General features: G+C 41.6%; 25 protein-coding genes. 18 read left to right on the top strand and 7 right to left on the bottom strand.

The annotated features are described in order from the left end of the window. Window positions 1–84 precede the first annotated feature (84 nt). Both GO009_RS13680 and htpG read right to left on the bottom strand, forming a co-directional pair. Window positions 85–444: a MauE/DoxX family redox-associated membrane protein gene (locus GO009_RS13680; RefSeq protein ID WP_163626845.1), complete on the bottom strand. Its 360-nt coding sequence runs from the start codon at window positions 442–444 to the stop codon at window positions 85–87. A 66-nt stretch (window positions 445–510) separates the two neighbouring features. After that, window positions 511–2397: a molecular chaperone HtpG gene (gene htpG, locus GO009_RS13675; RefSeq protein ID WP_163626843.1), complete on the bottom strand. Its 1887-nt coding sequence runs from the start codon at window positions 2395–2397 to the stop codon at window positions 511–513. 320 nt (window positions 2398–2717) lie between these two features. Here htpG and GO009_RS13670 point away from each other — a divergent pair, with 320 nt between their 5' ends. The 3 genes from GO009_RS13670 to GO009_RS13660 all read left to right on the top strand — a co-directional run bounded on the left by GO009_RS13670 (window position 2718) and on the right by GO009_RS13660 (window position 5796). Next, window positions 2718–3374 (top strand): TetR family transcriptional regulator C-terminal domain-containing protein, encoded by a 657-nt coding sequence (locus GO009_RS13670; RefSeq protein WP_163626841.1) that lies wholly within the window; start codon window positions 2718–2720, stop codon window positions 3372–3374. Window positions 3375–3379: 5 nt separating this feature from the next. Further along, the gene (locus GO009_RS13665; protein WP_163626839.1) at window positions 3380–4690 is read left to right on the top strand and encodes an AarF/ABC1/UbiB kinase family protein; all 1311 of its coding nucleotides are present in this window, start codon (window positions 3380–3382) and stop codon (window positions 4688–4690) included. A 95-nt stretch (window positions 4691–4785) separates the two neighbouring features. Next, the gene (locus GO009_RS13660; protein ID WP_163626837.1) at window positions 4786–5796 is read left to right on the top strand and encodes a 3-oxoacyl-ACP synthase III family protein; all 1011 of its coding nucleotides are present in this window, start codon (window positions 4786–4788) and stop codon (window positions 5794–5796) included. Between the two features lie 122 nt (window positions 5797–5918). Here GO009_RS13660 and GO009_RS13655 read toward each other — a convergent pair whose 3' ends face one another. Beyond that, window positions 5919–8369, bottom strand: a complete 2451-nt coding sequence (locus GO009_RS13655) for an outer membrane beta-barrel family protein (protein WP_163626835.1) — start codon at window positions 8367–8369, stop codon at window positions 5919–5921. Between the two features lie 349 nt (window positions 8370–8718). Between GO009_RS13655 and GO009_RS13650 the strand changes: the two genes are divergently transcribed. Further along, entirely contained in the window at window positions 8719–9078 is a 360-nt protein-coding gene (locus tag GO009_RS13650) for a CoA-binding protein (RefSeq protein WP_163626833.1), read from the top strand. On the opposite strand, the gene GO009_RS13645 is transcribed toward GO009_RS13650, so the two are convergent. Beyond that, window positions 9062–10549: a sodium:solute symporter gene (locus tag GO009_RS13645; RefSeq protein ID WP_163626831.1), complete on the bottom strand. Its 1488-nt coding sequence runs from the start codon at window positions 10547–10549 to the stop codon at window positions 9062–9064. The two genes, GO009_RS13650 and GO009_RS13645, sit on opposite strands and share 17 nt — an antisense overlap. A gap of 76 nt (window positions 10550–10625) precedes the next feature. On the opposite strand from GO009_RS13645, the gene recR reads away from it, so the two are divergent. The 14 genes from recR (at window position 10626) to GO009_RS13575 (ending at window position 23098) form a co-directional block, all read left to right on the top strand. Further along, a complete protein-coding gene (gene recR / locus GO009_RS13640) occupies window positions 10626–11246 on the top strand; it encodes a recombination mediator RecR (protein WP_163626829.1) in 621 nt (206 codons plus the stop codon). Window positions 11247–11325: 79 nt separating this feature from the next. Next, window positions 11326–12690, top strand: coding sequence for a dihydrolipoamide acetyltransferase family protein (locus GO009_RS13635; RefSeq protein WP_163626827.1), 1365 nt, complete (start codon window positions 11326–11328; stop codon window positions 12688–12690). 72 nt (window positions 12691–12762) lie between these two features. Then, window positions 12763–13536 (top strand): 3'-5' exonuclease, encoded by a 774-nt coding sequence (locus tag GO009_RS13630; RefSeq protein ID WP_163626825.1) that lies wholly within the window; start codon window positions 12763–12765, stop codon window positions 13534–13536. Window positions 13537–13566: 30 nt separating this feature from the next. Continuing rightward, window positions 13567–14178: a fumarylacetoacetate hydrolase family protein gene (locus tag GO009_RS13625; protein WP_163626823.1), complete on the top strand. Its 612-nt coding sequence runs from the start codon at window positions 13567–13569 to the stop codon at window positions 14176–14178. Continuing rightward, window positions 14178–14516 carry an Hpt domain-containing protein gene (locus tag GO009_RS13620; protein ID WP_163626821.1) on the top strand — a complete coding sequence of 113 codons (339 nt, stop codon included), beginning with the start codon at window positions 14178–14180 and terminating at the stop codon, window positions 14514–14516. The genes GO009_RS13625 and GO009_RS13620 overlap by 1 nt, the downstream gene beginning before the upstream one ends. Beyond that, window positions 14517–15767, top strand: coding sequence for a competence/damage-inducible protein A (locus tag GO009_RS13615; protein ID WP_163626819.1), 1251 nt, complete (start codon window positions 14517–14519; stop codon window positions 15765–15767). A gap of 74 nt (window positions 15768–15841) precedes the next feature. Continuing rightward, window positions 15842–16069 carry a 50S ribosomal protein L28 gene (gene rpmB, locus GO009_RS13610; RefSeq protein ID WP_100817573.1) on the top strand — a complete coding sequence of 76 codons (228 nt, stop codon included), beginning with the start codon at window positions 15842–15844 and terminating at the stop codon, window positions 16067–16069. A gap of 28 nt (window positions 16070–16097) precedes the next feature. After that, entirely contained in the window at window positions 16098–16280 is a 183-nt protein-coding gene (rpmG, locus tag GO009_RS13605; protein WP_100817574.1) for a 50S ribosomal protein L33, read from the top strand. A gap of 38 nt (window positions 16281–16318) precedes the next feature. Next, entirely contained in the window at window positions 16319–16471 is a 153-nt protein-coding gene (locus tag GO009_RS13600) for a DUF4295 domain-containing protein (protein ID WP_014033527.1), read from the top strand. Window positions 16472–16646: 175 nt separating this feature from the next. After that, window positions 16647–17603 carry a signal recognition particle-docking protein FtsY gene (ftsY, locus tag GO009_RS13595; protein ID WP_163626817.1) on the top strand — a complete coding sequence of 319 codons (957 nt, stop codon included), beginning with the start codon at window positions 16647–16649 and terminating at the stop codon, window positions 17601–17603. Window positions 17604–17607: 4 nt separating this feature from the next. After that, window positions 17608–19272, top strand: coding sequence for an amidase family protein (locus GO009_RS13590; RefSeq protein WP_163626815.1), 1665 nt, complete (start codon window positions 17608–17610; stop codon window positions 19270–19272). 99 nt (window positions 19273–19371) lie between these two features. After that, window positions 19372–20673, top strand: a complete 1302-nt coding sequence (gene rimO, locus GO009_RS13585) for a 30S ribosomal protein S12 methylthiotransferase RimO (protein WP_163626813.1) — start codon at window positions 19372–19374, stop codon at window positions 20671–20673. 332 nt (window positions 20674–21005) lie between these two features. After that, on the top strand, window positions 21006–21485 hold the full coding sequence (locus GO009_RS13580) for a DoxX subfamily (protein WP_163626811.1): 480 nt from the start codon (window positions 21006–21008) through the stop codon (window positions 21483–21485). Further along, window positions 21482–23098 (top strand): Gfo/Idh/MocA family protein, encoded by a 1617-nt coding sequence (locus GO009_RS13575; RefSeq protein ID WP_163626809.1) that lies wholly within the window; start codon window positions 21482–21484, stop codon window positions 23096–23098. The genes GO009_RS13580 and GO009_RS13575 overlap by 4 nt, the downstream gene beginning before the upstream one ends. A gap of 120 nt (window positions 23099–23218) precedes the next feature. On the opposite strand, the gene GO009_RS13570 is transcribed toward GO009_RS13575, so the two are convergent. From GO009_RS13570 to GO009_RS13560, 3 genes are read right to left on the bottom strand one after another with little or no spacing between them, the layout of a single operon-like run. After that, window positions 23219–24352, bottom strand: coding sequence for a serine hydrolase (locus GO009_RS13570; protein WP_163626807.1), 1134 nt, complete (start codon window positions 24350–24352; stop codon window positions 23219–23221). A gap of 10 nt (window positions 24353–24362) precedes the next feature. Next, the gene (locus tag GO009_RS13565; protein WP_163626805.1) at window positions 24363–24620 is read right to left on the bottom strand and encodes a hypothetical protein; all 258 of its coding nucleotides are present in this window, start codon (window positions 24618–24620) and stop codon (window positions 24363–24365) included. Window positions 24621–24625: 5 nt separating this feature from the next. Further along, complete coding sequence (locus tag GO009_RS13560) at window positions 24626–25078, bottom strand: SRPBCC family protein (protein ID WP_163626803.1); 453 nt, start codon at window positions 25076–25078, stop codon at window positions 24626–24628. Window positions 25079–25171: the final 93 nt, after the last annotated feature.

Below are 25171 nucleotides of genomic sequence, written 5' to 3'. Positions count from 1 at the left end.
TCGAGTGCAAGTAATTGCAAAAAGAAGGGAATCCCTCTGCCCAATTGATGGATGCCTTATATGAATTGACGAATGGGGATTTTTCTAAAGATAAGCATAATAATACGCCCAATACATCAAAAAGAATTGCAGGGGAATTCGAAGAATCAATATCCACTTGGGAATACCTGCGGATGCTTTCTCGCCCGATAGCATGTAAAAATGTACCGATAGAAACACACCCAACATTAAAATGATACCAAAAGTGCTCAGTTTTCGGGTAGCATCGAAACAAACCCCTATCCCCAATAAAATTTCAGCAATACCACTTAGGTAAACCAAAATCCTATGATTCGGAAGATACAGCGGCATAATGCGCATGTACATTTTTGGTTTTATAAAATGCATTAAACCTGCAACCATATACATTCCGGCCATTACATAAAGATGCCAAGGAGTTTCCATTGGTCTAAAAATAAGAAAGGCAGACCATAATGGACTGCCTTTACCTAAAATTTATTTTGAATGATCCTATTTGATCATATCGTAGCTTCTCGCAATAAAATTGGTAAGCTCTTCGCCTTTCAACAAACCTTTGGAGAGGCGGGCCAAATCCAAAGATTGATTGATCAACCTTTCCCGTTTTTTTGCAGTCTTGGTATTCAAGATCTCGCTGACCAACTCGTGATTGGTGTTTACGATAAGGTTGTACATATCCGGCATATTGCCCATGCCGAACATACCACCGCCACCAGTTTGTTGCATTTCCTTCATACGGCGCATAAATTCAGGCTCCGTGATGATAAATGGCGAAGCACTGCTTTCCATGGCCTCCATTTGAATAGTATATCCCTTATCGGAAACTACTTTTTCCAAATCCGCCTTTAGGCGGTCTTTTTCCTCATCGGACAATTTGGAAATGGCCGTATCTTCTTTTTTGATGAGGTTATCCACATGGTCGGCATCCACTCGCACAAAGGATAGGTTCTCTTTGGATGTTTCCAACTTTTGCATCAAGTGTGATACAATCGGCGAATCCAACAACAGGATTTCGTATCCTTTCTTTTTGGCCGCTTCAATATAACTGTGTTGCGCTTCTTTGTTGGAAGCATACAACACCACCAATTTATCATCCTTATCGGTTTGGTTGTCCTTGATTTTGGCTTCCAATTCTTCGAAAGTATAGAAGTTGCCATCAACCGATGGGTAAAGCGCAAACTTGTCCGCCTTGTCAAAGAATTTATCCTCGGAAAGCATTCCGTACTCTATCACCACTTTAATGTCGTTCCACTTCTGTTCAAAATCCTCGCGGTTGTTTTTAAAGAGCGAAGTCAATTTATCCGCCACTTTTCTGGTGATGTAGGAAGAAATTTTCTTTACCGCACCATCAGCCTGTAAATAGGATCGGGATACGTTCAAAGGAATGTCGGGAGAATCGATCACACCTTTTAACATTGTCAAGAATTCTGGAACAATGCCTTCCACATTATCGGTAACGAACACTTGGTTCTGGTACAACTGAATTTTATCCTTTTGTATGCTAAGGTCGTTCGTCAGCTTTGGGAAATATAGGATACCCGTTAAATTAAACGGATAATCCACGTTTAGGTGAATATGGAACAAAGGTTCCTCGAACTGCATCGGGTAAAGTTCCCTGTAAAAACTTTTGTAATCAGCCTCCTCTAGGTCCGCAGGTTGTTTGGTCCATGCTGGATTTGGATTATTGATGATGTCATCCACCTCTTTGGTTGGCGCAGGGTCATCCTCCTTGGCACCTTCGGGTTTGGGAAGCGTTTCTGTTTTTGTTCCAAATTTGATTGGAATGGGCATGAATTTGTTGTACTTGGTCAAAAGTTCACGGATTCTGGCTTCTTCCAAAAACTCCATGGAATCCTCAGCAATGTGAAGGATAATTTCGGTACCTCGTTCTGTTTTATCGCTCGGTTCAATGGAAAATTCGGGAGAACCATCACAGCTCCAGTGTACGGCTGGCTCTTCTTTGTGACTTTTTGTGATGATCTCCACTTTTTCCGCGACCATAAAGGCAGAATAGAAACCAAGTCCAAAATGCCCGATGATGCCCGCATCTTTGCCTGCATCCTTGTATTTGTCCAAAAATTCCTCGGCACCGGAAAAAGCCACTTCGTTGATGTACTTTTTCACTTCCTCCTCGGTCATACCGATACCTTGGTCCAAAATATGGATGCGCTTGTTGTCCTTATCCACTTTCACCTCGATCATCGGGTTTCCGTATTCGACTTTCGCTTCCCCGATAGAAGCAAGGTGCTTGAGTTTTAAGGTTGCATCCGTAGCGTTGGAAATAAGTTCCCTCAAGAAAATTTCGTGATCACTGTAAAGAAATTTTTTGATCAAGGGAAAAATGTTCTCTACTGAAACATTGATTTTACCTGTAGCCATCGTTTTGTTTTTTATACTTTTTACTGCTGTTGGTCAAAAAAAATACCACAATGTCAAATCTGACAAACTGGCATTAAGAATCCATCTTGACGGAAACAAATCAATTTTAACAAAACTTTGTTTATTTAAATTTAAAAAAAGTTAAACAAAAATGTATATTTACAGTGTTATGGGAAATTGCTATGAAATAGTACTACTATAACAGTTTGTTTATTTATTGGTTAGGTTGTGAAAATGCACTTTCGAGCGAAAGTGCATTTTCTTTAAAAAATTAGATGATGCATCCCTAACTTTGTTAATTCTTCAAAAAACAACTCAAAATGGCAAATACAAGCAAATCCAAAATTACCGAAGATAAAATCATAGCCCTTTTTATGGAATCTGTTTTGGAACATGAAAAGGTGCCAAGCTCGGTATTCAAATTCTGTAAAGAGCATAAAATCAAAGAAGATGAGTTTTATGGGTTCTTTGGTTCGTTTGAATCGCTGCAGCAATCCATATGGAACAAATTTTTCGACAATAGTTATGGAGTAATGCAAAAAAACAGGCAATATGCCTCCATGACCAACGAGGAAAAGATGCTGACTTTCTTCTTCACATTTTTCGAAAATCTTACTTTGAACAGGAGCTATGTGTTGTTCATTATGAATGAGCACAAATATTCTCTGGAGGGTCTGACCCAATTGAAAGGATTGCGAAAAAGTTTCAAGGATTTCGCCTCTACCTTGATAGAAGAGCGAAATGAGGAGAAAAACATGAAAATCTTCAAATATAATGCACCCTTGTTTTCAGAAGGAGCTTGGTTTCAGTTCCTCTTCATCCTAAAATTTTGGATGGAAGATGGTTCTCCAGGTTTTGAGAAAACCGATATCGCCATTGAAAAATCCGTGACCACCGTGTTCCAGATTTTTGAAAGTACACCCTTGGAAAAGATTGTGGACTTTGGAAAATTTCTTTACAAGGAAAAATTCGCATAGAACACATGAAAAGTTTGGATACCATCCCCACAGGAAAAATTGAACGGGCTGGAAAGCTGGTTAAAACTGGGGTTAAAATAGGAGGGAACTACGTAAAATACTACGGTAAAAAACTGGTGGACCCGGAGACTTCAAAAGATACCTTGGATCAAGACAATGCCGAGGACATTTATGACGGGCTCAAAAGTTTAAAAGGTAGTGCCCTTAAAGTGGCTCAGATGCTCAGTATGGAGAAGAACCTTTTGCCACGGGCCTACGTGGAAAAGTTTTCCTTATCCCAATTTTCGGTACCGCCTTTGTCCGCACCTTTGGTGCGCAAGACCTTCAAAAAATATTTGGGCAAATATCCAGAGGACATTTTTGATGAATTTGAAAAAGATTCCGTGAACGCCGCCAGTATAGGTCAAGTTCATCGCGCAGAAAAGGATGGTAAACAATTGGCGGTCAAAATCCAATATCCGGGCGTTGCAGAAAGCATTAGTAGCGATTTGGCCTTGGTAAAGCCCGTGGCCATTAAAATGTTCAACTTGAAGGGTAAGGATTCCGAAAAATACTTTAAGGAAGTAGAGCACAAATTAGTGGAGGAGACCAACTATATTTTGGAACTGGAGCAAAGTGATGAAATTACCACTGCTTGCACTGTTATCCCTAACATGCAGTTTCCAAAATACTATCGCGAATTATCAAGCGAGCGTATTTTGACCATGGATTGGATGGAGGGAATCCATTTGGGGGAATTTACCCAAACCCATTTCGATGCTGATTTGGGCAACAAATTAGGGCAGGCACTTTGGGATTTTTACATGTTTCAAATCCATGAATTAAGGCGTGTGCATGCTGACCCTCATCCAGGTAATTTTTTGGTCAGTTCCGAAGGTAAGTTGATTGCGATTGATTTTGGATGTATCAAACAAATACCGGACGATTTTTATGTGCCCTATTTTGAATTGGCGAAGGAAGAGAACATCAACAACGATAAAATCTTCATGGAGAAATTGTACGAACTGGAGATTTTAACACCAACAGATTCAGAAGAGGAATTGCAGTTTTTTAAAGCTTTGTTTAAAGAAATGCTTACGATTTTCACTTCACCTTTTCACAAAGAGACTTTCGATTTTGGTGATGAAGGCTTTTGGTCGAAAATTGCGAACCTCAGTGAACGCTACTCCAAAGATGAGCAAATCCGAAAAATGAACGGAAACCGAGGATCCAAACACTTTTTGTACATAAACCGCACATTTTTTGGACTTTACAACCTCTTACATGATTTAAAAGCCAAGGTCGAGGTCAACCATTTTGAAAAGTATATGGACTAATTTTCTTAATAAATATCCAGTTCTTGGGATATATTTTTTACTTTTCCATTAATTAGCCTAGGACTTTTTAAAGATTCAATATTAAGCACTTTATAATGTATAACTCAAGAATATCAGGATTGGGATTTTACGTCCCTGAAAATGTGGTCACTAACGACGATTTGTCCAAAGTGATGGACACCAATGACGAATGGATACAGGAGCGTACCGGGATTAAAGAAAGGCGCCATGTTGTAAAGGGTACAGATACCACCACATCCATGGGGGTAAAAGCGGCCCAAAAGGCAATCGAACGTGCCGGCATTGATAAGGATGAAATAGATTTCATTGTTTTTGCCACACTGAGCCCTGATTATTACTTTCCTGGCCCCGGGGTTTTGGTACAACGCGATTTGGGATTAAAAAGAACTATAGGGGCACTCGATGTCCGAAACCAATGTTCTGGTTTTGTCTACGGAATCTCCGTCGCTGATCAATACATAAAAAGTGGCATGTACAAAAATGTGCTTGTTATCGGTTCCGAACTTCATTCCCATGGTTTGGACATGACAACAAGGGGTAGGGGCGTATCCGTAATTTTTGGGGATGGTGCGGGAGCTGCCGTACTAACCCGAGAAGAAGATACTTCAAAAGGAATTCTTTCCACCCATTTACATTCCGAAGGGCAACATGCCGAAGAACTTTCATTGATTGCGCCCGGAATGGGCAAAAGATGGGTGAACGACATTATTGAGGATAATGACCCTGAGGATACATCCTATTTTCCTCATATGAACGGCCAATTTGTATTTAAAAATGCAGTGGTCCGTTTTAGTGAAGTGATTATGGAGGGTTTACAAAAAAACAATCTGGGCCCTCAGGACATTGATATGTTGATTCCGCATCAAGCCAACTTGCGGATTTCACAATTCATCCAAAAGAAATTTGGGTTGAATGATGATCAGGTGTTCAACAACATCATGAAATATGGAAACACCACGGCCGCATCCATTCCGATTGCTTTAACAGAGGCATGGGAAGCAGGAAAAATCAAAGAAGGAGACTTGGTGGTGCTGGCTGCTTTTGGTAGTGGCTTTACATGGGGCAGTGTGATTATTCGCTGGTAGCGGATATCGCCACAATAAAGAATAAGTATAAAATAAAACCCCGATCCTAAAGGATCGGGGTTTTTTATTGATGCTCTCACAAGATAACCAACCAACACTCGAATATGAAGCATCAATATGTTTTATAGGATTCCGCCACCACCTTGTTTGGTGTTGTCATCCCTTCTTTTGCGTTGCTTGGCACGGTTTTTTCCACTTCCAAACCGGTAGGATAATCCAATATATACGTTGTTGCTTTCCCAATTAAAGGCACCTTCTTGAGCATATGGGTAATCACCTTCAAAGGCGAAGCGCATGGTGTTGAAAATATCGTTGTAGTTAAAGCTAAGTGTACCCTTGCCCTCGGCGAAGCTGTAGCGTGCGCCTAAATTCACAAAATACATGGGTTGGGCATCAAACTGTATGCTTTTGTTTCGTCCACGGTAAAAGCCAAAGGCTTGCAGCGTCAATTTTTTGGTAACTGTAAAGCTGTTGTTCATTCTTAGGTTCCAGGCTGTGTTGTCGACCTCGACATTTTCCTGAACAATGTCATCTTCGGTAGGATCGGGGTCTGTGGTACTGAATGTTTCCGTAATGCCTCGTTGTGTTTGCGAGAACATATCAAAACTACCATTGATGTTCCACCATTTTGCTGGACGATAATTGGAGGACAACTCAACGCCATAGGCCGATGTTTTATCAAAATTGTCAAAAGTGAGAATGGTCTTGTTCAGGTCCAAGCGGTCCACATAAACGGCCCGGTTGATCTCATCGGAAATACTTCTATAGAAAACACCACCGGTAATACTTCCATTTTTGATTCTTTTGGTATAATTGGCTTCATAAGAGCTTGTAAACTGGGGAACCAAATTTGGGTTTCCAAAGGAAGATATCAAAGGGGTGGCAAACTCTCGGATGGGGTTTACTTGCTGTAGCCCCGGTCTATCCACTCGTCTACTATAACTAATTTGTATCTGGTCTTTTTCGTTGGGCTTGTATGTTACGAAAGTGGATGGATATATTTCGGTATAGTTATCCGTGAAGGAGCGTACCGCATTGGTATCCGCTTTTACCTGCACATCCTCTACCCGAACACCCATTTGGTAGGACCATTTCTCATAGGACTGTCCAAATGTGGCGTAGGCGGAATAAATATCCATGTCGTACACAAATTTGGTAGATGGTGTGGGTACCAAGTCCCCGTTGGAATTAAAGGACTGACCAGTGGACGAATAATCCACTTTGGTCTCAAAATTTCTGGATTGCAGTCCCAGTTCCAATTTGGAAATACTGTCCAGTGGATTCACGTAATCTAAATTGGCAGTGGTTTGGGTACGGTCGGTATCCACAAAATCCATATAATCCGGGTAGGTAGATGCTCCAGTGGAGCTAAAATCGGCATCTTGTTCGCTTTCAAACTGGTTGTGGTCCACCTCCAGTTCAATGTTATGCCCTTCCTTATTAAAGTCCAGTTTATAGTCAAAATTGTACTGTTCGCTACGGTTGTTGGAATCGTCCAAGAACAATTGGGTCACATTTCTGGATGGATTGTTGAAATACGAAACTTGGGTTTTGCCATCTCCTTCCCCTTCATAAATATTTTGATTGGTAAAGAAGGATATGGTGTTTTTGTCATTCAGATAGAAATCGACCCCTACTTTATAGAGATGGGATTTGTTGTTGTTGAAAAAGTCAAACTTTTGGCGTGAGTTTTCCTCGATTCGAAGAATGCTTCCATCGTTGACCCATTTACCGATATTGTTTCCATAATTCCCATAAAAGTTGAATTTTCCATTGCGGTAGTTTAAATCAATGGAGCTATTGAATTTGGCCTCGATACCTTTGGTAAGGCCCATGTTCACGTTTCCGTTGAAGCCAATGTTTGCATTTTTGTGCAAAACAATATTGATGATGCCGCTCATCCCTTCGGGATTGTACTTGGCAGACGGATTGGTGATCAGTTCTATGGATTTAATGGATGTGGACGGAATTTGCTTGAGCAATTGTGCAACGGGAACGTTGGATAGTTTGCCATCGACCATGACACGTACATTGGAATTTCCACGTAGGGTAATATCGCCTGTTTGGGAATCCACATTAACGGATGGAATGTTGTTCATAATATCCGATGCCGAAGCACCTGCTGTGGTAAGGTCTTTCCCTACATTGATTACCTTTCGGTCCACACGTTGTTCTATAGTGGTTCGTTCCGCTACCACCTCAACGCCTTCCAGTTCCTTAGTCTCTTCCTCCAAGATTACGGTTCCCAAGTTCAGGTTTCGTTTTCCTTTGGCTATTACTAGTTTTTGGGAGTAGGTCTTGTAACCGATAAACTGTACTTCAAAAAGAAAGGTGCCATCGGGCAGCTTTTCAATTTCGAAGCTTCCATCTTCGGTAGTAATGCCACCGGTAATGGTCGTTGACCCATCTTCGGATTTGATGACTACCGCTGCGTATGCAACAGGTTGTTTGCTGATATTGTCCACGACCGTTCCGTTAACGGAGCCTAAAGCCGTATCGGGGTCGTTTGCTAAAGAAATTGAAGGAAATACAGTGCACAAGAATAGTGCAAAAAGAATGCTCACATGTCTCATGAGTTGTTCGTTTTTTGATTGATGATTCGATTGATTGATGTTACTTTTAAGACGCTCGATACTGAAGAATGTTACAGAAGAAAATTATTTTAACATTCCTTAACATAAAATATGATGGCTTTGCCCATTTTTGTAGGGCATTCTGGTTTGGAGGGGCAATTGCGGCAAGTCTATAAAAGAAGAAACCCCGGCAAAAATACCGGGGTTATACATTGATAAGCTATACTAAACACTAACCATTAACTATAAAAATACAGTCTTACCAATGACAATATAATATATGAATAATAGACGAGTTTTCCTTTTAAAAGTTACAGTCTATATTAAAGTTTAACACAAAAATTAACAAATGTCAAAAACACTTGTCGTAGGGGCTTCTACAAACCCGGAAAGATACAGTAACACAGCAATTCGTAGGTTGGTTGACAATAATATTGAAACAACCGCATTCGGGATACGTGGGGGAACTGTATCAGGGGTACAAATTAAAGACAACTTGGGTGATTTTCAAAATATTGATACCGTAACTTTATATTTAAGTCCAAAAAACCAAAAGGAATATTATCAAAAAATAGTGGATCTAACACCCCGAAGAGTGATTTTTAATCCGGGTACCGAAAACCCCGTGTTCTACAAAATCCTTGAAAATGCGGGGATTGAGGTAGAAGTGGCCTGTACTTTGGTGTTGTTGGCTACTGGGCAATACTAGTTTTTGGCTTGGGTTCCTTGGTCCTGATCAGCCAAAGACCGATAAATGTCAATAAACCGTTGAGTGGTAACAATTCATAGCCAACCTGATACCCTCCCAAATAATCTGCAGGTACACTGGCGACCAAAACTATGGTGGCAACCGAAGCTAGTGCAACTATCCAAACATAACCATCCTTGATCTTATGCTTGGTGAAGATGCCAAAGGCAAAAAGCCCCAATAAAGGACCATAGGTATAACCGGCCACAGTGAGCAGGCTATCAATAACATTGCTGCTTAGAATATATTTAAATGCGATAATAACAATCACCAATACTACGCTCATTACAATATGGGTACGTTTTCTGATACGCTTTTGTTCTTTATCCTCTTTTTCTTCGACATTTAAAAAGTCCACACAAAAAGATGTGGTCAGGGAAGTAAGTGCACTGTCGGCACTGCTATAAGCGGCGGCAATCAACCCAAGCATAAAAGTAATGGCCAAAGCCAATCCCAAGCCGCCATTTAGGGAAATTTCAGGGAATAACAGGTCGGTTTTAGGAGTGCCATCCATTAAAGGAATTCCAATGCCTTCTCTTTGTGCAAAGATATATAGTAGGGCACCCAATAGCATGAATAAAAATGTGACGCCAACCAGGACAAAACTAAATGAGACCATGTTCTTTTGGGCATCTTTCAAGGATTTGCAAGTGAGGTTTTTTTGCATCATATCCTGATCCAGACCCGTCATACAAATGGTCACGAACATTCCCCCTACAAAGGATTTAATGAAATAGCTTTTATCCAAAAAGCTGTCGGTTATCAAAAATTTATTGTAACTCTTCAATTCTTCCGAAGCCAAGAAGTCACCAAAACTCCATCCCAATTCCTTGTTGATCATCACTATGGAAAGAATTACGGCCAAAATCATAAAAAGTGTTTGCAAGGTATCCGTCCAAACAATGGTTTTGATGCCACCCTTGTTGGTATACAGCCAAATCAATAGGATGGAGATGACCACGGTAAACTCAAACCGCACGCCAAGGTCATCAAAAACAAATTGTTGCAAAACAATGGCGACCAAATACAATCTGAAAGCGGCACCCAACACCCGGGATATAAAAAAGAAAAACGCCCCGGTACGGTGACTTACTTTTCCAAAACGATCATGCAAATACTCGTAAATAGAGGTGAGGTTCAGTTTGTAGTACAGGGGCAACAATACAAACGCTACCACAAAATAGCCAAAAAGATACCCAAGAACCACTTGCATGTAGGTCAATTGGCTATCTCCTACCCATCCAGGAACCGATATAAAAGTTACACCCGATAACGAAGCACCCACCATTCCAAAGGCAACAACGTACCAAGGGGATTGCTTGCCGGCTTTAAAAAAATCGGCGTTGGAATCGTTTTTTCCAGTAAAGTATGAGATAAGGATGAGCACCAAGAAATAGGCACCTATAAGCAACAGAATTTGTGTAGCTGTCATATTTGCAATTTGATTTGCAAAGTACGAAAGTAAATTGGTAAAGGTAAAATCGTAATTTTGTAGTAGAATTGAAGCTATGGAATTTTCATCGAAGCTATTGGAAAATGCAGTTTACGAAATGTCGCAATTGCCGGGAATCGGTAAGCGAACGGCATTACGGCTGGTATTGCACCTGCTAAAACAGCCCGAAGAAAGGACCGAACTGTTGGCACATGCCCTGCTAAAATTGAAGAGCGAGGTCAAATTTTGCAAAAACTGCCACAACATTTCCGATACCGAAGTGTGCGAAATCTGCGCCAATCCCAAACGGGATGAAACCATAGTCTGTGTGGTGGAAGATATCAGGGATGTAATGGCCATTGAGAATACATCGCAGTACAATGGATTGTACCATGTACTTGGGGGTAAAATATCCCCTATGGAAGGCGTGGGTCCCCAAGACCTAAATATAGCATCGTTGGTCAATAAGGTGAAGAATGGGGTCGTAAAAGAATTGATTTTGGCCCTGAGTTCCACCATGGAGGGAGACACCACTAATTTTTATATTTATAAACAATTGGACGGACTGGAGGTCACAACTTCCACGATTGCCAGAGGTATCTCGGTCGGGGATGAACTGGAATATGCAGACGAGGTAACTTTGGGAAGAAGCATCATCAATAGAGTGCCTTTTGAAAGCTCTATAAAAGCTAATTAATGAACATAAATCAAAAATAAGTCGATTTCTTTAGTATTTTTGTAAAATACAAATCAAAATCACTTTGATAAATACGAATATGTCAAAATTTGAATTGAAATTACCGCAAATGGGAGAAAGTGTCGCAGAAGCTACCTTGACCAACTGGTTGAAGGAAGTGGGCGATACCATTGAGATGGACGAGGCCATCTTTGAAATTGCCACCGATAAAGTGGATTCCGAAGTTCCCAGTGAAGTGGATGGCGTGTTGTTGGAAAAGCGGTTCGATGTAGATGATGTCATAAAAGTTGGTGAAGTGGTCGCCGTAATCCAAATAGAAGGTGAAGCTGACCATGTAACAGATGACAGCACCGATGATGCAATGGTGGTAGAGGAAACCGCAGAAGTACCAGCAAGGGAATTGGAAGCCCAAATGGCAGGAGTGAAAGAATCTGTTTCCGCCCCAGCACCCGATTTTTCAAATTCGGAACGATTCTATTCACCTTTGGTGAAGAATATTGCCAAGGAAGAAAATGTTTCCATGGACGAATTGGAGGCCATTGTTGGAACGGGAAAAGAAGGCAGGGTCACCAAGAACGATATTATGGCCTATTTGGAAAACCGTTCCAATGGAAACGAAACCAAAGTAGAAGCAGCACCACAGCAAGAAGTCAATACTGAAAAAGCGGCAACGCCCATAGCACCAAAAGAAACGGTCGCGGACAAACCAAAAGAATCCAAAGTTCAAGTAGGGGCAGGAGATGAGGTGATTCCGCTCACCCGAATGGGCAAATTGATCGCCCATCACATGATCGAGAGTGTATCCACCTCCGCACACGTACAAAGTTTTGTGGAAGTGGATGTGACCAATGTGGTGAACTGGAGAAACAAGGTGAAAAATGCTTTTCAGCAACGCGAAGGGGAGAAATTGACCTTTACGCCTATATTTATGGAAGCCGTGGCCATGGCCCTAAAAAAATATCCAATGATGAACATATCGTTGGACGGGGACAAGGTGATTAAAAAGAAAAATATCAACTTAGGTATGGCAGCGGCCCTGCCCGATGGCAATTTAATAGTTCCCGTGATTAAAAATGCAGACCAATTGAACTTGGTAGGCATGGCCAAAACCGTGAACGATCTTGCCAGTAGAGCCAGAAATAATCAGTTGAAGCCCGATGAGGTAAAAGATGGCACCTACACGGTAACCAATGTCGGTTCCTTCGGAAGTGTTTTCGGAACGCCGATCATCAATCAACCACAAGTGGGAATCCTTGCTTTGGGCGCCATCAGAAAGATGCCATCGGTCATCGAGACCGATCAAGGAGAATATATTGGTATCCGCAGTAAAATGTACCTATCACACAGTTACGACCACCGTGTTGTAAATGGTGCCTTGGGGGGTATGTTTGTAAAAGCCGTGGCCGATTATTTGGAAGCTTGGGACATAAACAGGGAAATATAACGGAAAACCGTTCATATTCTTTTCACTATTCTTAATTTAGAAGCCCAGTGAATTTTATTTAAAACGTCCCACATGCAATTACAATTGACCAAACCTATCTGCTTTTTCGATTTGGAGACCACGGGAACCAACGTAGCGAAGGATAGGATAGTTGAAATATCCATCCTAAAGGTTTTTCCCAATGGAAACAAGGAAAGCAGAACATGGTTGGTGAACCCAGAAATGCCGATTCCGGCAGAATCTGAGGCCATTCATGGAATTTCCGATGAAAAAGTGGCCAACGAGCCCACATTTAAACAGTTGTCCAAAGACATTTATGCCATGATCCGCGATAGTGATTTGGCAGGTTTCAATTCAGACAGGTTCGATATTCCACTGTTGGCGGAGGAAATGCTCCGGGCCGATGTGGATTTTGATATGAAGAGCATGGTTTCCGTAGATGTCCAGACCATTTTCCATAAGATGGAAAAGCGAACGTTGGAAGCGGCCTACAAATTCTATTGTGATAAGAATTTGGACGGTGCGCACAGTGCTGAAGCCGATACCATGGCCACTTATGAAGTTCTGCTCGCACAGTTGGAAAGATACCCCGAACTGGAAAACGATGTTAAAAAACTATCGGAGTTCACTACCCGAAAACAAAATCTCGATTTTGCCGGTTTTATTGGATTGGATGAAGAGGAAAACCCTATTTTTTCCTTCGGAAAACACAAAGGGAAAACAGTGGATGAGGTCATGGAAAAAGAACCAGGATATTTTGGTTGGATTTTGAACGCCGACTTCCCGCTGTACACCAAAAAAGTACTTACCCAAATAAAGTTGAGCAAGCTCAACAATAAATTTTAAGATAAGAAGCGTTAACCCCCATAACAGATTATGAAGCTGATTTGTATAGGACGCAATTATGTTGATCATATTGATGAATTGAATAATGAGCGTCCGGATGAACCTGTGGTTTTTATAAAGCCCGATTCTGCTATTTTACCCAAAGAGCAAGATTTTTATATCCCCGAATTTTCTCAAGATGTACATTATGAAGTAGAGGTATTGGTGAAAATCAAAAAAGTGGGAAAACATATTTCCAAAGAATTTGCCCACAAGTATTATGACGAAATTGGGCTGGGTATAGATTTTACGGCAAGAGACCTTCAATCCAAATTAAAATCCAAAGGATTGCCCTGGGAAAAGGCCAAAGGATTTGATGGGGCGGCCGTGGTAGGCAAGTGGTTGTCCAAAAACAAATTTAAAGATTTGGACAATCTAAATTTTTCACTGTCAAAAAATGGAGAAAAAATGCAAGAAGGGAATACCTCTTTAATGCTGTGGAAAATAGATGAAATTATAGCGTATGTATCGACGTATTTTATGCTGAAAAAGGGTGATATCATCTTTACCGGTACGCCTGCCGGTGTTGGTAAAGTAAGCCCAAATGACTACCTTGTCGGTACATTGGAAGGAGAGCAACTGTTTGATATTAATGTAAGATAATGATTTACAACCTCGATAAAATAAATGAAATGGCCGAAGGTGATGAGGATTTCATTACCTCGGTAATTTCTGTGTTTTTGGAAGAAGTTCCAGAAGATTTGGAAAGCCTTGAAAAGGCAATCAGCTGTAAGGACTACGAAAACATATACAAGCTGGCGCACAAAATTAAACCCAACGTGGATATTTTGGGCATGGAACAAACAAGGGCCAAGGCACTCGAAATAGAAACCTTGGGCAAAACAACAGGCAGTATGCAGGAAATAGAGGAAAAATTTCCCATCCTTAAAAAGGATGTGCTCCAAGTGGTCACCGAACTGAAAAACGACTTCAATTTATAGATGCAAGCCGAAATAATTACCATTGGGGACGAAATTCTCATTGGCCAGATTGTAGATTCCAATTCAGCGTTCATTTCCAAAGAACTGAACAAAATTGGGGTCTCGGTCTATCAAATTACTTCCGTACAAGACAATAGGGAACATATACTCAAATCTTTAAAAGAAGCAGGGGAACGTTCGTCGGTGGTCATTATTACAGGTGGGTTGGGCCCCACAAAAGACGATGTGACCAAGCACGCCCTTTGTGAGTTCTTTGAGGACGAACTTGTTCGGGACGATTCAGTATTGTCTCACATTGAAGAGCTTTTCAAAAAATATATTACAACCCCAATTTCGGATTTGAACAGGGAGCAAGCCATGGTTCCATCCAAGGCTACGGTGCTGCACAACGAATTTGGTACCGCTCCTGGCTTGTGGATAAAAAAAGGGAAGACCGCCTTTGTTTCACTTCCAGGTGTACCTTATGAGATGAGAAATCTCATCACCAAATCCGTATTGCCCAAAATTGTTGAAGCATACGAACGTCCCCATATTGTTCATAAAACTATTATGACCTATGGTATGGGAGAGAGTGCCGTGGCGGAAAAACTGGAGGATTGGGAGAATGACCTGCCATCTTTTATAAAGTTTGCCTACTTGCCTAATCTTGGGAGCGTAAGGTTGCGGCTTTCTGCCAAAGGAACGGATAAAGAAGCCTTAATGGCCGGCATAGAGGAACAGGTTAAAAAGTTGTATCCTTTGATTGGCGATATAATTTATGGTGAGGAGGAGGAAGATGGACGAGTGGAGAAACAAATCGGTACTTTGTTGACCAATAAAAAAATGACATTGTCCACGGCCGAAAGTTTTACGGGCGGCAGTATTGCAGAAAGAATTACCGCAGTTCCGGGAGCATCCAATTATTTTAAGGGAAGTATAGTGTGCTATGCCACCGAGATGAAAGTGAAATTGTTGGACGTGCCACAAGAGCTTATAGATAAACATTCCGTAGTCAGCGAAGAAGTTGCCATGGCCATGGCCAACAATGTGAAGAAAAAGCTGGAAACCGATTTTGCGATTGCCACTACAGGTAACGCGGGGCCCACCAAAGGGGATTCCGATGCCGATGTTGGAACCGTTTACATAGGAATAAGCACACCAAAAGCTACTTTTGCCCAAAAATTTGTAATGGGCAAGCATCGGGAAAGGGTTGTCAAAAAGTCTGTAAACAAGGCTTTTGAGCTCTTGTACAAAGAAATTTTAAATTTCTGAAAAAGATTTTTGTACGTCCCATTAAAATGGTATAAATTTGCAGCCTCAATAAAATCACTCAAATAGTTAGGGAGATGTCTAAAGTTTGTGAAGTAACAGGAAAAAAGGTGATGTTTGGAAACAACGTTTCCTTTTCTATCAATAAGACCAAAAGGAGGTTCGATGCGAATATCTCCAAGAAGAGATTTTATATTCCAGAGGAAGATCGTTGGGTAACCTTGAACGTTTCTGCCCGTGGGTTGAAAATCATCAACAAAAAAGGAATCTCTGCTGTCTTGAAGGAAATCAATTCCAAAAAGTAAGTTGTAAAAGCATTATAAGTACAATACAATGGCAAAGAAAGGAAATAGGGTTCAGGTAATTTTAGAGTGTACAGAACACAAGGAATCTGGTATGCCAGGTACTTCTAGGTATATTACCACAAAGAACAAGAAGAACACGCCAGATAGGATGGAGATCAAAAAGTATAATCCTATCCTTAAGCGTATGACCGTTCATAAAGAAATTAAGTAATAGCTTTTTACAAAGTAAATAGCATAAAAATATAAGCCATGGCAAAGAAAACAGTAGCAACACTTCAGTCATCATCCAAAAGATTGACAAAGGCCATCAAAATGGTTAAATCTCCTAAAACTGGAGCATACACTTTTGTAGAGTCCGTTATGCCACCAGAAATGGTTAATGACTGGTTGAACAGCAAATAAGGAAATCTCCTTGTAGACAATATAGAAGCCGCTTTTTTAGCGGCTTTTTTATTTTCTTGACTTTGTATTTCACCAGCCTATGCTGCAATCATAAGGGTAATCCGTCCCGATCAAATTTTGTATTAACAAAACTCCCCTTACTTTCCTATCTTTGACCATTAGCAAAGAACACAGGATGAGCTTATTCAAAAATATATTTTCAAAGGATAAAAAAGAGACCTTGGACAAGGGGCTCGAAAAATCCAAAACCAGTTTTTTTGGTAAACTGGGCAAGGCCGTTGCAGGTAAATCCAAAGTGGATGATGAAGTATTGGACAATCTGGAAGAAGTTTTGGTTACTTCCGATGTAGGCGTAAATACCACCCTAAAAATCATAGATCGTATCGAAGAACGTGTGTCCCGTGACAAATATATGGGCACCGATGAACTCAACACCATTCTTCGAGAAGAGATTGCAGGTTTGCTTTCCGAAACAAACTCGGGCGAGGATACCGAAATTTCAGTTCCACAGGATAAAAAACCATACGTGATTATGGTGGTCGGCGTAAATGGTGTGGGAAAAACAACCACTATCGGGAAATTGGCCCATAAGTTTAAGGCAAAAGGGCTAAAAGTGGTGCTGGGTGCTGCTGATACCTTCCGTGCCGCCGCCATAGACCAATTGGAAGTTTGGGCAAAACGGGTGGATGTGCCCATCATCAAACAAAAAATGGGGAGTGACCCCGCTTCCGTTGCCTTTGACACCCTAAATTCCGCCGTAGCAGAAAACGCCGATGTGGTTTTGGTGGATACCGCAGGGCGTCTGCACAACAAGGTCAATCTAATGAACGAGCTTTCCAAAGTGAAGCGCGTAATGCAAAAAGTAGTCCCCGACGCGCCTCACGAGGTGCTTTTGGTGCTAGACGGATCTACGGGACAGAACGCATTTGAACAGGCCAAACAATTTACCAAGGCCACCGAAGTAACCAGTTTGGCCGTAACCAAGTTGGACGGAACAGCAAAAGGTGGGGTTGTCATCGGAATTTCCGACCAATTCCAGATCCCCGTAAAATATATTGGTGTAGGTGAGGGTATCGAAGATCTTCAAGTGTTCAATAAATATGAATTTGTCGATTCATTCTTCAAAATATAATATCATGTTCAGATATTTTCTATGTGCTTTTCTACTCATCGGAGGATTCATTTCTTGTAAAGATAAAAATGCTGAACCCAAGGAGGATATTGTTCTCTGGACACCCTATAACGATTCCGCTGAGGTTGCTGCCAATGCAGATCACGAGAACAAGAGGATGCGCTATAAATTCATCCAGAGCAAGGTCTTGGATAAGAACGAAGTGTTTCTTCCTCTGTATGACGAAGTATCCCAGTTCACCGAAGCGCAATACGAAAAAATGAAACCTTTGGTTTTGGAACAGGATATCCCAACCATTCAAAACCATATTGATGATGGAACTTTCACCTACGAAGATTTGGTATTGTTCTACCTACATCGAATTTATAAATACGAGTTGCCGAACAAAACCACCTTAAACACCATAATTGCATTGAATCCAAAGGTGCTTGAAGAAGCCCGTCAACTGGATGAGAGCAAGGAGATCCATCATCTTATTTATGGAATGCCCATTTTATTGAAGGATAATATAGGAACCTCCGAAATGAAAACCACAGCAGGTGCCATTGTTCTCAAAGAAAACCAGACCGATGATGCTTTTATCGTGGAACGTCTAAAGTCAAAGGGAGCATTAATTTTAGGTAAGGTAAACCTAAGTGAGTGGGCTAACTTTATTTGTAGTGTATGTCCCAATGGCCAGAGCGCCATAGGCGGACAGACCTTAAATCCCTACGGAAGAAGGATTTTTGATACGGGTGGTTCCAGCGCGGGCAGTGGAACTTCTACAGCGGCCAACTATGCCGTGGGTGCAGTTGGAACCGAGACTTCAGGAAGCATACTTTCACCATCCAGTCAGAATTCTGTAGTGGGATTGAAACCGACCATTGGCTTATTGAGTCGAACAGGGATTGTGCCCATATCGAGTACCTTGGACACCCCAGGTCCCATGACTAAAAATGTGACGGACAATGCCATTCTGTTGGATGCCATGTTGGGGAAAGATGAAGCAGACTACAAATCAGTGACTGCGGAACCGGGTATTTTATCCGCTTGGATGAATCCAGAGCCGCTTCAAGAAATCCGTTTGGGTGTGATGAAGAATTTAATGGAGCGGGATTCCATTTATGCTACGAACGTCGAAGCATTACGGGAGGCTGGCGCACAAATCGTAGAATTTGAAGCTAAGAATATTCCTTTGGAAGGGTTCACTACCTTGTTGAATTTGGATATGAGGGAGGATTTGCCTGCTTATATAAGTGCGGAGGTCAAGGATAAAGATGCCGTGCGAGTGGAATCAGTAGAAGATGTGGTTGCCTTCAACCAACAAGATTCCTTGGTGAGGATACCTTACGGACAGGAACGTTTTGATGGTATTTTGGCAGATTCGACCACAACTGAGCAATTTGAAAAAATCAAACAAAATCTAAAGGAATCGGGTAGGGCCTTTTTCAATATCATGGAAGAAAAGCAGCTTGATGCCGTGTTGAGCATCAACAATTACCACGCTGGCTATGCAGCAGTGGCCGAATATCCCGCTTTGACCGTTCCTATGGGATATAAAGTTGATGGCGAGCCCGAAAGTTTGACTTTTATTGGCAAACCTTTTTCTGAAGCACATTTACTCCGTATCGGTAAAGCCTTTGAAGAATTGACCAAGGTTAGGAAAATGCCTGAAGGATATCAGGAATAACCAAACCGTAAGAGTTCTTTTCAATTCCATAAATATTATAGTTCAAAGTGATTGTAATGCTCTGTGTTATTGTATTTTTGCACTCCATTTAAAGGAACTATGCGCACAAAATCGCTCAAAAGGAACAAAATCAATGTGGTAACCTTAGGTTGCAGTAAGAACGTCTACGACTCGGAAGTGTTGATGGGACAACTGCGTGCCAATAACAAAGAGGTGGCTCATGAGGAGGAAGGCAATGTAGTGGTAATCAATACCTGCGGATTTATTGCCAATGCAAAGGAGGAAAGCGTCAATACCATTTTGGAGTATGTTCAAAAGAAAGAGTCCGGAGATGTGGACAAAGTTTTTGTGACCGGTTGCTTGAGCGAGCGCTATAAACCAGATTTGGAGAAAGAAATTCCCAATGTGGATGAGTATTTTGGGACTAGTGACCTTCCCAATTTGTTGAAAGCGCTTGGCGCCGATTATAAACACGAGTTGATTGGCGAGCGTTTGACCACTACACCAAAAAACTACGCCTACCTTAAAATTGCCGAAGGTTGCGATAGGCCTTGTTCGTTCTGTGCCATTCCATTAATGCGGGGCAAGCACCGTAGCACACCCATTGAAGAATTGGTTGCTGAAGCTGAAAAGTTGGCGGCCAATGGGGTAAAAGAACTGATTCTGATTGCCCAAGACCTTACTTACTACGGTCTTGACCTTTATAAGAAAAGAAATTTGGCAGAATTACTTCAGGCCTTGGCCAAAGTAGACGGCATTGAATGGATTCGTTTGCACTACGCATTTCCAACAGGATTTCCAATGGATGTTTTGGAGGTGATGCGCAACGAGCCCAAAATCTGTAATTATATTGATATTCCACTTCAACATATTGCCGACTCCATACTTAAAAGTATGCGACGCGGTACTACCCAGGCCAAAACGACGAAGTTGTTGCAAGATTTTAGGGAAGCCGTTCCCGAAATGGCCATTAGAACCACATTGATCGTTGGCTACCCAGGAGAAACAGAGGAAGACTTTGAGACCTTAAAGAAATGGGTCCAAGAAATGCGCTTTGAACGTTTGGGCTGTTTCACGTACAGTCATGAGGAGAATACCCATGCCTACAATTTGGAAGACGATGTTCCCGAAGAGGTGAAACAAGAGCGGGCCAATATTATCATGGAAATCCAGTCCCAAATTTCTTGGGAACTCAACCAAGAGAAAATCGGGGAAACCTTCCGTTGTATCATCGATAGAAAAGAAGGGAATCATTTTGTGGGACGTACTGAGTTTGATTCTCCCGATGTAGATAACGAAGTGCTTATTGATGCGACCAAACATTACGTAAAAATCGGTGACTTTGTCAACATCAAAATCACGGACGCTTCGGATTACGATTTGTTTGGTGAGCCAGCCTAAGGGTTTTGCTTAGGGCAATATTCTTCTTCTTATCATCATAGGCGCGTGATTCCATAATATACTTGCTCTGCCTTGCACAGTTTGGTGTATTATCTCAACATGCTTTTATTTGACGAAAATTCTTTTCAACCATTTGTTTAAAGTCGCGATTTTGATGTTTAAACAGAAGCAATAGGTCTAATCCTTGAAAATGACATTTGTCATGGTATTTGGTGGTGGTGTTAGGTACTTTTAGTATTTCAAAATAAAAGAAGATCAGATGTGTCATTTCCCAATTCTTGATTTCTAAAACATATCAGAAGCAACGATTGTTTGCAATTAACTATATAACTATGAACCAAAATCAAAATAAACTGAAAGCAAGTGTTACCCTGCTTCGTATTTTTATCGGGTGGCACTTTTTATTTGAAGGTGTGGTGAAGATGTACAATCCCGAATGGACATCGTTTGGGTATTTGGCAACCGCGCAAGGACCTTTTGAGTGGTTTTTTACCATGTTGATCGGCGATGCAACCATAGGTTGGGTGGATACTTTGAACATTATTGCCCTTATGGTGGTTGGGGTCACCTTTACCCTTGGAATCTTTGAAAATATCGGGGCCATTGTGGGCATTGGTCTGCTGGCATTGTATTTCTTGGCCCATCCACCATTTCCCGGTTTAACACAAATGAACGCAGAAGGAAACTACTGGTTGATCAATAAGAATTTAATTGAACTTGTGGCCTGTGTTGTGATTTACCAACTACCAACAGGCAAATACTTTGGCCTGGATTACCTTAGAAAGTACAAACTTAAAACTCAGGAACAATGAAATGGACTAGAAGGGATCTTTTACTAGGATTGGGAGGCCTGCCCATACTCGGAGCTGTATGGTGGGCAGGAGCGGCGACCTCTGTGGGGTCTAGAAATAAACGCACGGAAATATTGGAACAACTTAATATAAAACCATCATTGCCCCCTGCTGTTCCGGCTATTGGCGGTGAACCTGTTCGAATCGGAATTATAGGTTTTGGTATCCGAGGGGAACAATTGACCAGGGCATTGGGCTTTGCCACGGACGAATGGAAAGAAGAAATGCGTTTGGAAGCCGAAGAAGATCCGAACAATAAAAGATTGGAGGATTTTGAGAAACAAGAACCGCTCAATGTAAAATTGGTAGGCATTTGTGATGTATTCGATGTACGTGCTGAGAAATTCATCAACTCCTTCTCTACGGATGATAATAAAATCAAAAGGTATGTGACCTACAAAGATATGATTCAAAGTGGCGAAGTGGATGCCGTGGTAATCGCTACGCCAGACCACTGGCATGCACCTATGTCAATCGAAACTTTGAATAACAATGTGCATGTCTACGTGGAAAAACCCATGACGCATACTGTTGGCGAGACCTATACCTTGCGTGAAGCGGCCGAAAAATCCGATGCGGTTTTTGCGGTAGGACACCAACATAGACAAACCTTAAGTTTTGGCACGGCCCGCGACATTGTGGAAAAAGGAACGCTGGGGCATGTGTCCTTGATCCAGACAAACACAAACAGGAACGACGACAACGGGGCATGGAACTACGATATTCACGAAAAAGCCAGTCCCGATACCATTGATTGGGAACAATTCTTGGGGTCGGCACCAAAGGTGCCGTTCAACAAAAATCATTTTTTCAGATGGCGTAAATGGTGGGCCTATGGCTCCGGACTTTCCGGGGATTTATTGACGCACGATTACGACCGCTTGAACTGCGTCCTCAATATGGGAATTCCAGCTTCGGTAAGTGCTTCAGGTGGAATTTATACCCATAACGATGGCCGAAATGTTCCCGATGTGATTCAAGTGAATATGGAATTCCCCGATTTCAGTACGGGAAGCAGTCAAACCAAGGGCAAGGAAAAAGGAATGACCTTTTGCTATAGTGCTACCTTGGGCAACGGTTTCAACCGCCCAACTATTTTAATGGGTCACGACGCCACAATGGAACTGGGCAATAGATTAACGGTTTGGCCCGATGGGGCGTCTACCCGGTATGCCGATATGTTGGAAATGGAAAAAATGAGACCTGACGTACCTATCTATCAATACGACCCAGCAGCGAATGCAACAGATGCCGTATCATCGGCAACATCGCAGTACTTTGCCGATAAAGGCCTAATGTGGACTTATATTGATGGGGTTCGTGTAGATTCTACCTTTTTGCACATGAGGGAATGGTTAAGTGTTATTAAAAATGGTGGAAACGTAAGCTGTGGCATCAAAGAAGGTTTTGATGAGGCTATTTCTGCCCACATGGCAGGTTTATCCTGGAAGTTGGGAAGAAAAATAGAATGGAACGCAGCAAGCCAAACCCTAAAACCGATTGAAGGTATAGATTTTGACCAAGTGCTCTTGGGTAACGAAAACTGGAACATGCAACCAGAAATGGTTGGATGAGGTTTCTTGACTTTTATGGATTCTTCTAGTCCGGAAGGTGGGATATTGCCGAAAAGAATTTGATTCTTGGGTCAATATCCCACTTTTTCTTAGGGCTCAAAGAGAGGTGAATTTTTCCAGTCAACGTTTACGACTTAGCTCATACTCGTATAGTTCCCGACCCAATTGTGCCAAAAATGGAATGCCCACTTCGTCGTATTCGTAGGCATCATCATTAAAAATACCATCACTATTGACCAATATCGTTGCCGTGAGCATAAAATCAACATTGTTTTTGGTGTCCTTGATATAGGCGCAATCTGTTAACGTGCCGTATGCGTACCCCACCTTGTTATATATTTTGATGTGTTCGGGCATGGGCTCGGTGCTATCGCCAAACATAAAAAACTTTACATAGCTGTCATAAAACTCATCGGGGTCATAACCTAATTGGGGCGGAAGTGTGTGCATGGCGGTCAACAAATATTCGCGTTGATCATCACTCAGGTCAAAACGTTGTTCCCTTGGGAATGCTTCAGGAAAGATGATACGTTTTAAAAGCGCAGTTTGTGCCTCGATGGGATAGTAGTTTTTCAACGAAAAATCAAAAGGACCCATTTGTAAAGATTCATCCGAAATAAAACCTTTTCCTTTTTTAACCCTATTCAATTCAAGTGGTTTAATGGGCGAATTTATAATGGGTTCGCTCAATGAGGTCGTGGAATCGTTTAGGTAAAAAACCAATGGTTTTGTAGTTACATCATCAGCATTGTCCGTAGATAAACGATGGGCTATCCTAATGGGCGAAACGCCTCTTCTTTGCATTCTTTCATTCAAGTCGTCTTGCCCTAAAAACTCTACCAATCGGTTGTTGGCAGCATTGTCCGAAACGGCAAAAATTTCAGAAATGGCCTTTGTGAATGTTGTGTTTACGGAATCACCTTCAACAAAAAACCGGGTGTTTAGGGAAAGTGAGTCAATTTCGTTGAGTTTTTCCGCAGCGGCCACTGCAGCGGGGAACTTAACCGTGCTTGCAGGGTAGAAATAGTTGTTTTTATCCACCTGAAAATCAAAATCCGTAAAAATAATGCTGTCATTTTTTCGGTCTATCCGGGTATACCGGACCTGGACTTCGTGCTTGTCCAGATGATCCATTACCCTTTTAATTTTTGGGTCTTCGGAAGAAAGGACATTGGCCAGAGGGTCGGTCGGGTTGTTTTTTGCACAAGATGTGCCCCACAAGAGCAAGCTCAATACAGCAACTCTAAGCCACATAGATAAAAAATTAAATTTTCCCTGAATACACTTGGCCCCGATGAGGTTTAAGAATGCTTCTTACCTCTTTAAGTTCGACCTCGTCCACCACCAAATAGGCGATACTATGTGTAGGGCTAAAATGTTCCAAGCCTTCAAGGTCGTATTTTAGTTCCTCGACTTCAGCAAATTCTTTAAGGTGTTTAAGGTAATGTTCGGCCGTATGTGATGCGGTTGGGCCCCTAAAGTCCCAAATAATCTTGATTTTTCTGTCCAAAAGTTTTTCCATGGTTTTTATGAGTCGGTTACGGATTTGCCGGTTTCGGCGAAGGATTTAAAATCTTGCATGTATTTTAGGGACTGTTTTTTAAACGCCCCGGGCATAAAAAGCCCCATAAGTTTCATGCCAAATCCCGAAAATTGGAATTCAGACTCGGAAATCCAGCGGGTTTTGCCCCCTTCTTCCTTAAAATAATTTTTTTGAATATTGTGCACACCTTTGGTGTCGTAAATGGTGTGCAGTTCGTCGGGAAGGTTTCTTTTGATGATGGTCTCTACCATAGTGATTTCCCGTTTGCCCATTTTGTAACTGAGGCTCATTTGGGCACCTTCCTGTCCAGGGTTTTGTGATAGTTGTTCATAGTTGACAAGACCTCTTTGCCAATGCCTCATGTTTTGGGGATCGTCCATCTTTTTGATGAATTCTTCCCTTGGGACATCAACAACAATTTCGGTAGTGTACTTCATGTTTGGTTTGGTTTTGCACTAATGTAGCAATTTCTGGCATCTATCTCCAACTAAAAAAAATCTGTTAATGAAATTAGAACCTTCTTGTAAGGG

Origin of the sequence: Allomuricauda sp. TY007, from assembly GCF_010468565.1 — a bacterium.
Classification (GTDB): Bacteria; Bacteroidota; Bacteroidia; order Flavobacteriales; family Flavobacteriaceae; genus Flagellimonas.
This window is presented reverse-complemented; position numbering and strand designations above follow the sequence as displayed.